Origin of the sequence: Micromonospora sp. NPDC126480 (assembly GCF_040302465.1) — a bacterium.
Taxonomy (GTDB): domain Bacteria; phylum Actinomycetota; class Actinomycetes; order Mycobacteriales; family Micromonosporaceae; genus Micromonospora.
The window spans coordinates 1-8,963 of sequence record NZ_JBEORU010000054.1 but is presented as its reverse complement, the minus strand read 5'-3'; the positions used below and the strand labels follow the sequence as shown (position 1 = coordinate 8,963).

Here is an 8,963-nt window from a genome sequence, read left to right as displayed (position 1 = left end):
TGGCGGTCGTGGCGGAGTTTGCCGACGAGTTCGGCGGTGAGGTGTTGGGCTTCGGCGGCGCTGCCGCCGTTGCCGGCCACCAGCAGCCGCCCACCGCGCCCCAGGGTCCAGGCCAGCTCGGTGCCCCACCCGGAAAGCCGCTCGGCCGCCTGCCGGTACGGCAGCAGCGCGGCGGCCAGGTTCGCCAGGTGACCGTCGAGGACGGACAGCGCCGGCGTCATCAGGCCACCGCCGGGGTGGGGCGGCTGACGGCGGTCACCGCGGCGTACACGGCGCCGAGCTGCTCGGCGCAGCGCTTCCACGAGTACCGGCTCCGGATGCGGTCCAACGCCGCCGTCGCGTACGCGAACCGCCGCACCTTGTCGGTGAGCAGCCGCCGGATCGCCGCGCCCAGCGCCCGCGGGTCGCGCGGCGGCACCAGGTCACCGGTCAGACCGTGCACGACGGTGTCGGAGATCCCGCCGACGTCGGTGCCCACCACCGGCACGCCGCAGGCCATGCCCTCCAGCGGGGTCAGCCCGAACGGCTCGTACCAGGGGGCGGCCACCAGGAGGTCGGCGGAGCGGTACCAGCGGCCCATCTCCTCGCGGGGCACCGCGCCGACCAGCCGCACCCGGTCGGCCACACCACAGGATTCGGCGACCGCGCGCAGCCGGCGGGCGAACGCGTCGCCCGGGAGCTTTTCGGCGGGCGGCCCGCCGACCACCACGCACTCGGCCGCCGGCACCGCCGGCATCGCGCGGACCACGTCGAGGAAGCCCTTCCGCTCGACCATCCGCCCGACCGTGATGATCCGGGGGCGGGCGGGGTCGCGCGGTGCGACCGGCCCGTCCGGGCGGAACATCGCCTGGTTGACGCCCGAGGGGACCAGCGCCATCCGGGAGCGCGGCACACCCAGCCGGACCAGCTCGCCGATCTCGTCCTGGCACTGCACGATGACCCGGTCGGCGGCCCGACCCAGGGCCCGTTCGTAGCCGATCCGGCCTGGTGGGCTGGTGTCGCGGGCGCCCTGGTGGCGCTTCTTGACCACGCCGAGGGCGTGGTACGTCAGCACCACCGGAACTCCGGTGCGCCGTCCCGCGTGCAGGGTGGCCAGCCCGCTCATCCAGAAGTGCGCGTGTGCCACGTCCGGGGTCCAGCCGCCGTCGCGCCACTGCTCGGCGAGCCACCGGCCGAACTCGCCCATGTGCGGCAGCAGGTCGTCCTTGGGCAGCCGCAGCGCCGGGCCGGCGGGCACGTGGCACACCTGGTAGCCGTCCGGTGTGGGCACCGTGTCCGGCAGGGCCGTGGAGTCCCGGCGCGTGTAGACGCGCACGTCATGGCCCTCGCCCACCAGCGCGGCGGCGAGTTCCGCCACGTGGGTGTTCTGCCCGCCGGCGTCCTCCTCGCCGAGGACGGCGAGCGGGCTGGCGTGCTCCGAGATCATCGCGATGCGCATGTTTCCTCCTCCATCAGCCGGTCCCAGTCGGCGAGGAACCGGTCGAGCCCGAACCGGTCCTTCGCCACCTCGCGACCCCGGGCCCCCAGGCGGGAGGCCGCGTCGCGGTCCGTCATCAGCCATCGGGTCGCCTCGACGAGGGTGTCCACCCGTGTGGAGAGCACTCCGGCGTCGGCCGGCACCGCGTCCACCGCCTCGGTGGTGGCCAGCGCGATCACCGGCAGACCCATCGCCATCGCCTCGATCAGGCTCAGCCCGAGCGAGGTCCACCGGCACAGGTGCAGGTACGCCCGTCGCCGTGCCACTTCGGCGTGCATCCGGTCCTGCGGCAGGTCGTCGTGCCCGGTCACCGGCAGGCCGGGGTGGCCGGCCCGGGCGAGCGCGTCGGGCAGGCCGGCGACCCCCATGCCGAAGACGTCCAGCGGGGCGACCCGCGCGAAGCGGGGCATCAGGTCGGTGCCGGTGACCCGCCAGCGGCGCACCGGCTCGTTCGTCACCACGGCGAGCCGGTCGGCCTCGCCGCTCCACCCGGCGCGGGGCGGCACGATGCCGTGCTCGATGACGGTGGTGCGGGTGGCGCCGGCGTCCCAGAACAGCTCGTTGAAGTGGGTGACGTGGGCGATCAGCAGGTCCTCGCGGTCGGCCATCGGGTGGCGGGTGTCCGGCACGTCCCCCTTCGGCGTGTTGTGCTCGACGTAGATCGCCGGGACGTCCCGGCCCGGCCGCCGGCCGAGCCACCGCGCCGCGAGGTCGAACTCCTCCGGCCGTTGCAGGATCACCAGATCCACGTCGGTGGTGGCCAGCTCCTGCGGGGTGACCTCGACCGCCCGGTCGGGCCAGGGGTAGGTGCGGGCGCGCCCGAGACCGTACGGGCCGCGGTCGGGCGTGACCGGCACCAGGTAGCGGTGCCGACCGTGGACGAACGACGTCGTCCAGGAGCCGTGCACGTGCCAGAGCAGGATGTTCATGGCTCTCCTCAGCGGAAGTCGTCCCGGGTTCAGGCCGCCAGCAGGCGGATCGCGTCCACCACCTCGCCCGGATCCAGCCCGGCGAGGCAGGGATGGTCGGGCACCGGGCAGGCCGACGCCCGGGTGTCCCGGCAGCCGGCGCCGGCGTCGCCGAGCCGGACGACGGGCACCCGCCACGGCCCCCACTGTCCGAACGGGACGGTCGGGGCGAAGAGGCTGACCACCGGCGTGCCGACCGCCGCCGCCAGGTGGGCCGGACCGGTGTTGCCGACCACGACCGCGCGGGCGCCGGCGAGCACCCGCGCCAGCTCCGCGAGCGGGGTACGCCCGCCCAGGTCCACCGCCCGGTCGCCGGCCACGTACGCGGTCAGCTCCCGCTCGTGCGGTGCGCCGGTGACCACCACCCGGTGACCGGCGTCGGTGAGCGCGGCGACGATCGCGGCGCACCGGTGCGGCGGGCAGGCCCGCGCCGGCACCGACGCTCCGGGGTGGACGACGACGTAGCCCGGCTCGGTGAGCGCCGGGTGGGGGAGCGGCCCGTCGAGCAGGTCCGGCCGCAGGCGCAGGGTGGGTTCGTCGTGGTCGGGTAGGGCGTAGCCGGCGGCGGCGGCGAGGGACAGGGCGCGTTCGGGTTCGGGTACGCCGGTCGGGACGCGGTGGCGGATGTCGAGCAGGCTGCCCGGGTAGTCGTCACTGATCGCGGCGATGCGGGTGACGCCGATGGTGCGCAGCAGCAGGGCCAGGGGCAGGGGGGACTGGTGGTAGCTGGTGAAGATGACCGCCTCGTCGGCGGCCACGGCGGCGAGCCGCCCGGTCAGAGCGCCGAGGTCGGCGGCGTCGACGGGGCCGGGATCGGGATCGATCCAGGGCAGCCGGTGCTCGATCACCTCGTCGACGCCGGGCAGCAGATCGGCGGCCGCCCGGCCACGCGGCCCGCACAGCAGCACCACCCGCCGCGCGCCGGCGGCCACCGCCCGGATCCCGGGACCGGTGACCAACACGTCCCCGACCGAATCGGAACGCACCACCAACACCGTCCCGACCCGCCCACCGGCCCGCCCACCGGCCCGCCGGCCGGCCCGCCCACCGGCCCGCCGGCCGGCCGGCGGCTGGTAGGTGACCGGGTCCACCGCCGCCTGCCGCCGCAGGATCTCCGCGACCGCACCCGGCAGATCCACCGCCACCCACGGCGCCGCCTCAACCTCCACCGCCCGGGTCACCGCCGTGGGCACCAACACCGCCTGCGCCCCCGCAGCCAACGCCGCACCCACATCCCGACCGATGTCCCCCACCAGCACACACCGCCCGGGAACAGTGCCCAACTCCCGGGCCGCGGCCCGCACCAACCCCGGCGCCGGCTTACGACACCCACACCCGTCACCATCATCATGCGGACACACCAACCACGCGTCGAACGGCCCCAACAACTGCTCGATCCGCGCATGCACCGCAGCCATCTGCGCCCGCGTGAACAACCCCTTCGCCAACCCCGACTGGTTCGTCACCACACCCAGCCGCAACCCCGCCGCCCGCAACCCGTCCAACGCCACCCGCGCACCCGGCACCGGCCGCACCTTCTCCGGATCCCCGTTGTACGGCACGTCCTCGACCAACGTCCCATCCCGGTCGAACAACACCGCATCAAACAGGCGTGGACGTGACGGATTACTTTCCATACGGCAGCAGTTGCCCTTGGCAAGCGATTGCGTAAACATCAGCGCCCTGCCCGGGGACGCTCGTCACGGGTGCGCCACCAGCCGCGTACCCAGTGGGTCACCGCCAGCGGCGGGATCAGTGCGCTGGTCAGCGCCATCGTGGTGACCTCGTCGGCGGTGCGGGGGCCGGGCGCGATCCGGGCGTGGGCGAACTCCGCCGTGCCCGCCACCCAACCCGCACCGGCGGCCACCGAGACGGCGGTGAGGAGTCGTCGAGGCGTACCGTCGGTGGTCCGGGACAGGGCGGCGGCCACCACCGCGACGGCACCGGCGGCCGTGATCGCGACGTGCCGGTGCCGCCGGCCCGGCGGCAGCTCCAGGTCCTCCCGCCAGGCCGGCCCGTAGCGGCGGCGCAGCAGCGCGTCGTCGGCGTTGCCGCGCTGGACCCGCAGGCTCACCCAGCGGTCCTCGGGCCGTACCGGATGGGTCACCGCACGCCCGCCGCGGACCAGTTCCCAGCCGGCGAGCCGGACCCGGTGGGCCAGCTCGGCGTCCTCCCGGTAGGCCCGGGGGAACCGCTCGTCGAAGCCGCCCACGTCGGCCAGCGCCGCGCGGCGGTAGGCCATGTCGGCGGTGATCCACGCGCCCTCGGCGAGCCCGGCGGTGCCGCGCTCCCAGTCGGTGGGGCGGCGGCCGGCCGGCAGCGGCACCTCGACCCGGCCCTGCACGCCACCGACCCGCCCGCCGACCTCGAGGTCCGCGACCAGCCGGCGGGCCCAGTCCGCCGCCGGCACCACGTCGTCGTCAAGGAAGACGATCCAGGGCGACCGGGCCGCGCGCCAGCCCACGTTGCGGGCCGCCGCCGGCCCCGCGCCGGACCCGGTCAACACCTTGGTGTACGCGGACAGCGCCCCCGGCACCGCCAGCTCCCCGGCCTCCCCGCCCCGGTCGTCGACGAGCAGGATCTCCGGATCGGGCAGCTCGCCGGCCTGCGCGGCGAGCGCGTCCAGCAGCACCGCGAGGCTCGGCCGGCCGAGCGTCGGCACCACGACGCTGATCAACGGGCACCGCCAAGCGCGCCGCGCCGTACCGCGAACGGCCCGATCGCCAGCAGCTCCACCGGCGCCGAGCCGAACAGCTCCATCGCCTCGCGGGGCGTGTCCACCATCGGCCGTCCGGCCGTGTTCAGCGAGGTGTTCACCACCACGGGCAGTCCGGTGAGCCGCTCGAACTCGGCCAGCAGCTCCGCGACCAGCGGCTCGGTGTCGACGTGCACGGTCTGCACCCGGGCGGTGCCGTCGACGTGGGTGACCGCCGGAACTTGGTCCCGCCACCCGGCCTTCACGTTGTGCACGAAGAGCATGTACGGGCTGGGAAAGACCCCCTCGAAGATCTCGGCCGCCCGCTCGGCGCGCACCATCGGTGCGATCGGCCGGAACTGCTCGCGGCCCTTGACGTCGTTCATCCGCCGCGTGGTGTCCGGGTCGCCGGGGTGCGCGAGCAGGGAGCGGTGGCCGAGCGCGCGCGGGCCGTACTCGCTTCGTCCCTGGAACCACGCGACGATGCCGTTGCCGGCCAGCACCCGGGCCGCCTCGGCGGCGATCGAGTCGGGCCGGTGGTAGGGCAGCGCGGCCCGGCGCAGCTCCGCCTCCAGTTCGTCGTCCGACCAGCCGCGGCCCAGGTCGACGCCGCCCATCGGCACCGGCCGGTCGCCGAGGTCGCGGGCGACGTGCAGCGCGGCGCCGAGTGCGGTGCCGGAGTCGCCGGCCGCCGGCTGCACCCAGACGTCGCGGAACGGGCCCTGTGCCGCCAACCGCGCGTTGGCCACGCAGTTCAGCGCCACCCCGCCGGCCATGGCGATGGTGCTGGCGCCGCCGGACGCGTCGTACAGCCACCGGGCGAGGTCGAGGATGACCTCCTCCAACCGGACCTGGACGCTCGCGGCCAGGTCCGCGTGGTCACCGGTCATCTCCCCGTCGGCCGGGCGCGCCTTGGCGAGACTGCCCCAGTCGATGCGCTCGACGCGGAAGCCGCCCTCCGGCGTGACCCGCACCAGCTCGCGGAGCAGGCCGAGGTGTTTCGGTTCGCCGTACGAGGCCAGCGCCATCACCTTGTACTCGTCGCTGGAGTGCAGGAAGCCCAGGTGCCGGGTCAGGTCCTCGTAGAGCAGGCCGAGGGAGTGCGGCAGCTCCTGCGCGTACAGCGGCTCGAGCCGGCCGTCGGCGTAGACGCCGGCCAGGTGGCTGGCCACCTCACCACGCCCGTCGAGGACGAGCACCGCGGTGTCGTCGCCGGCCGGCGGCGCGGCCAGCCCGGCGGAGGCGGCGTGCGCCACGTGGTGCGGAACGAACCGCACCTTGGCCGGGTCCAGGCCGGGCAGGGCGGCGCCGAGGAACTGCGGGGCGCGCTGCGCGTACTCGACCCGCAGCCAGTCCCACGGGTCGGCGAGCCCCAGGCTCTCCGCCGGGCGGCACAGCCCGGGGTCGAACGAGTAGGCGACCGCGTCGAGGTCGTCGACGTCGAGCCCGGCGTCGGCGAGGCACCAGGCGGCGGAGAGTTCGGGCAGCTCCCACGCCGCGAAGGGGACGGGGCGCTTCCCGTGCTTGCGGCGACTGAACCGCTCCTCTTCGGCGGCGGCCACCACCCGACCGTCGACCACCAGGGCGGCCGCCGGATCGTGGAAGATCGCGTTGATTCCAAGGACGCGCATGCGCCAGTCGGTACCCCGGCGTCCGGGACCTAACCTGTAGATCATCGACTTCTCGACGCATCCTCCACCGGGCGCAACGTCCGCTGTGGAGGATTCCCGGGTGTGGGACCAAAGCCCCTGGCGGTGAGCAGGTCAAGCGACGAAGCTGGGCAAAGAGCCACAGGTCGGTCCAGATTGGTGGCCGTCGACGATCGCCGTCCCGGAGGTGCCTCATGTCCCCGTCCTCGCTCACCGCGCTGACCGAGGAGCAGCTGACGATCGCCCGCGCCACGGAGAACGGGCGCAGCGCCCAGACCGTGCACGGCGGCCAGGGCAGCCGGCTGCGGCAGACCCTGATCGCCCTGGCCGCCGGGCACGGGCTGGCCGAGCACGCCAGCCCCGGCGAGGCAACGCTTCAGGTGCTGCGGGGACGGGTCCGGCTCGTCGCCGACGACCACGCCTGGACCGGCGCGACAGGGGACCTGCTGGTGATCCCGGACGCCCACCACTCGCTGCACGCCGACGAGGACTCGGCGGTGCTGCTCACCGTGGCGCTCGGCTGACCGCGGGGCGCCGCCCAGCGCCCGTCACGCCCCGGCACCGGCCGGTCGCCCTGCGATCGAGCCGGTGCGGGTGACGGGTGCCCCGCGGCATCGGCCTGGTGGACCGTGCCGCGAGGCACCCGCCTGAGCTTGCGGAGGACGGGGTCAGCCCACCGCGACGGTGCCGTTCGAGGACCGGACGCAGGACACCGAACGGGTGCTCGTCGCCGCGGCGCCGGTCAGGCAGTGGCCGAGCACCTGGTGACCGGCCGCGTTCGGGTGCCAGGACTCCTGACAGGTCTGGAAGTACGTCACGCAGGCGTTCGCGATCCGCTGGATGTCGATCTTGTCCTTGCCGGACAGGCTGGTGACGAAGACACCGGTCGGGCCGTCCATCAGACGGATCGGGGTGGCCAGTGCGTTGCCCGGGCTGCCGGCCGACTCGCAGAGCCGCGCGCCGTCGAAGGCGCGCTGCACGTTGAGGTGGACCAGATCGGCGTTCGGGAACTCCGCGGCGATCGCCGTGCGTACCGAGCTGACCAGGGTGCCGAGACCCTGCGAGAAGCGGTGGCCGGGCGCGAGGCTGGCCCGGTGGATCGGGCAGCCGGCCGCGTACCGCTCCGCGCCGAGCGCGCGGAACTTGTCCCGCGTGTCGTCGCGGTTGTCCTCCGTCCAGTAGGTGCTGGCCAGCTCCGGCGGCAGCGGGTTCGTGTAGTCCTGCAGCACCACCCGGTGCTGTCCGTCGGCGTCGACCTGGGCGAGTGTGGTGAGGATCTGCCGCACCGCCGCGGTGGTCTCGGCGGTCGCCGCGGTGAGCTGAGCGGCCGTCGCCAGGTCGGCGTCGGTGCAGGGCTTCTGCTCGACCGGCCCGCCGAGGTACGCCCAGAACTCCCACCACCCCGTCCAGGCATCCGCGATGAACCGGTTGGCGCACTTCTCGGCGACGCCGCCGAACGTGAACGAGCTGTTGTTCGAACCGAGCCCGACGAGCACCAGGTCGATGTCGTGCGTCTGCGCGACCGCCCGCAACTGGTCGAGCTGGGAGGCGACCTGCCGGCCCTTGGTCCGGGTCGCCGAGGCGTTGGCGATGTCGTACGGCTGCCCGCCGGAGCAGGCGAGGTTGAACCGGGCGGCGATGCCGGGCAGGTCCGCCTTGAACAGCGAGGCGTTCGGCGAACGGTGGCAGAAGTACGCGTTGCTGTTCGGCGCCGACCAGCCCGGGAAGGCCTGGGCCACGCCGTTGACGTCGACCACCGACGCGTACGCCCCGGCGCCCTCGCCGCTGATGAAGCTGTCTCCGAGGGCCACGGCGGCGGTTGGCGGTGCCGCCCCGGCCGGAGTGGATGGAGCGATCGCCGCCGAGAAGGCGGCCGCGACGACGGCGATCCCCGCCGCCAGGACCGTACGACGCAACTTGGACATGTGACGCCCCTATCGAAATGCGAAAGATCCTCTGGGTTTGGGGATCAGATCACTTCCACACGACGAACGTCAATGCCCTGTAACAACTCCGCCCCCCGAACGAAACATCAACCCTGGTGACGCGCCCGGTCCGCTTCGTCTCGACCGCGCAGATGCCGCTGGCCGGCACCCGGGTTCGGGTGCCGGCCAGCGGCTTTCATTTCCCCCTGTGAGGAAGGTCTGTGGTCAGCTGTTCCAGTGCTCGGCGAC

At 74.3% G+C, this 8,963-nt stretch carries 7 protein-coding genes and 1 pseudogene; 1 reads left to right on the top strand and 7 read right to left on the bottom strand.

The features are described 5' to 3' along the window. The 6 genes and pseudogenes from ABTW87_RS29875 to ABTW87_RS29850 all read right to left on the bottom strand — a co-directional run. Positions 1-221: pseudogene (locus ABTW87_RS29875) on the bottom strand (phosphoheptose isomerase); the annotation flags it as partial. Continuing rightward, positions 221-1,438, bottom strand: coding sequence for a glycosyltransferase (locus ABTW87_RS29870; RefSeq protein ID WP_350654737.1), 1,218 nt, complete (start codon positions 1,436-1,438; stop codon positions 221-223). The pseudogene ABTW87_RS29875 and the gene ABTW87_RS29870, both read right to left, overlap by 1 nt. After that, positions 1,423-2,406 carry a glycosyltransferase gene (locus tag ABTW87_RS29865; RefSeq protein WP_350654736.1) on the bottom strand — a complete coding sequence of 328 codons (984 nt, stop codon included), beginning with the start codon at positions 2,404-2,406 and terminating at the stop codon, positions 1,423-1,425. The genes ABTW87_RS29870 and ABTW87_RS29865 overlap by 16 nt, the downstream gene beginning before the upstream one ends. A 29-nt stretch (positions 2,407-2,435) precedes the next feature. Then, positions 2,436-4,082, bottom strand: a complete 1,647-nt coding sequence (locus ABTW87_RS29860) for an HAD-IIIA family hydrolase (protein ID WP_350654734.1) — start codon at positions 4,080-4,082, stop codon at positions 2,436-2,438. 38 nt (positions 4,083-4,120) lie between these two features. Then, positions 4,121-5,122, bottom strand: a complete 1,002-nt coding sequence (locus tag ABTW87_RS29855; protein WP_350654732.1) for a glycosyltransferase family 2 protein — start codon at positions 5,120-5,122, stop codon at positions 4,121-4,123. Then, positions 5,119-6,771 (bottom strand): carbamoyltransferase family protein, encoded by a 1,653-nt coding sequence (locus ABTW87_RS29850; RefSeq protein WP_350654730.1) that lies wholly within the window; start codon positions 6,769-6,771, stop codon positions 5,119-5,121. The genes ABTW87_RS29855 and ABTW87_RS29850 overlap by 4 nt, the downstream gene beginning before the upstream one ends. Before the next feature lie 212 nt (positions 6,772-6,983). Here ABTW87_RS29850 and ABTW87_RS29845 point away from each other — a divergent pair, with 212 nt between their 5' ends. Next, on the top strand, positions 6,984-7,313 hold the full coding sequence (locus ABTW87_RS29845) for a cupin domain-containing protein (RefSeq protein ID WP_350654728.1): 330 nt from the start codon (positions 6,984-6,986) through the stop codon (positions 7,311-7,313). 144 nt (positions 7,314-7,457) lie between these two features. Here ABTW87_RS29845 and ABTW87_RS29840 read toward each other — a convergent pair whose 3' ends face one another. Continuing rightward, the gene (locus tag ABTW87_RS29840) at positions 7,458-8,714 is read right to left on the bottom strand and encodes an SGNH/GDSL hydrolase family protein (protein WP_350654726.1); all 1,257 of its coding nucleotides are present in this window, start codon (positions 8,712-8,714) and stop codon (positions 7,458-7,460) included. Positions 8,715-8,963 lie beyond the last annotated feature (249 nt).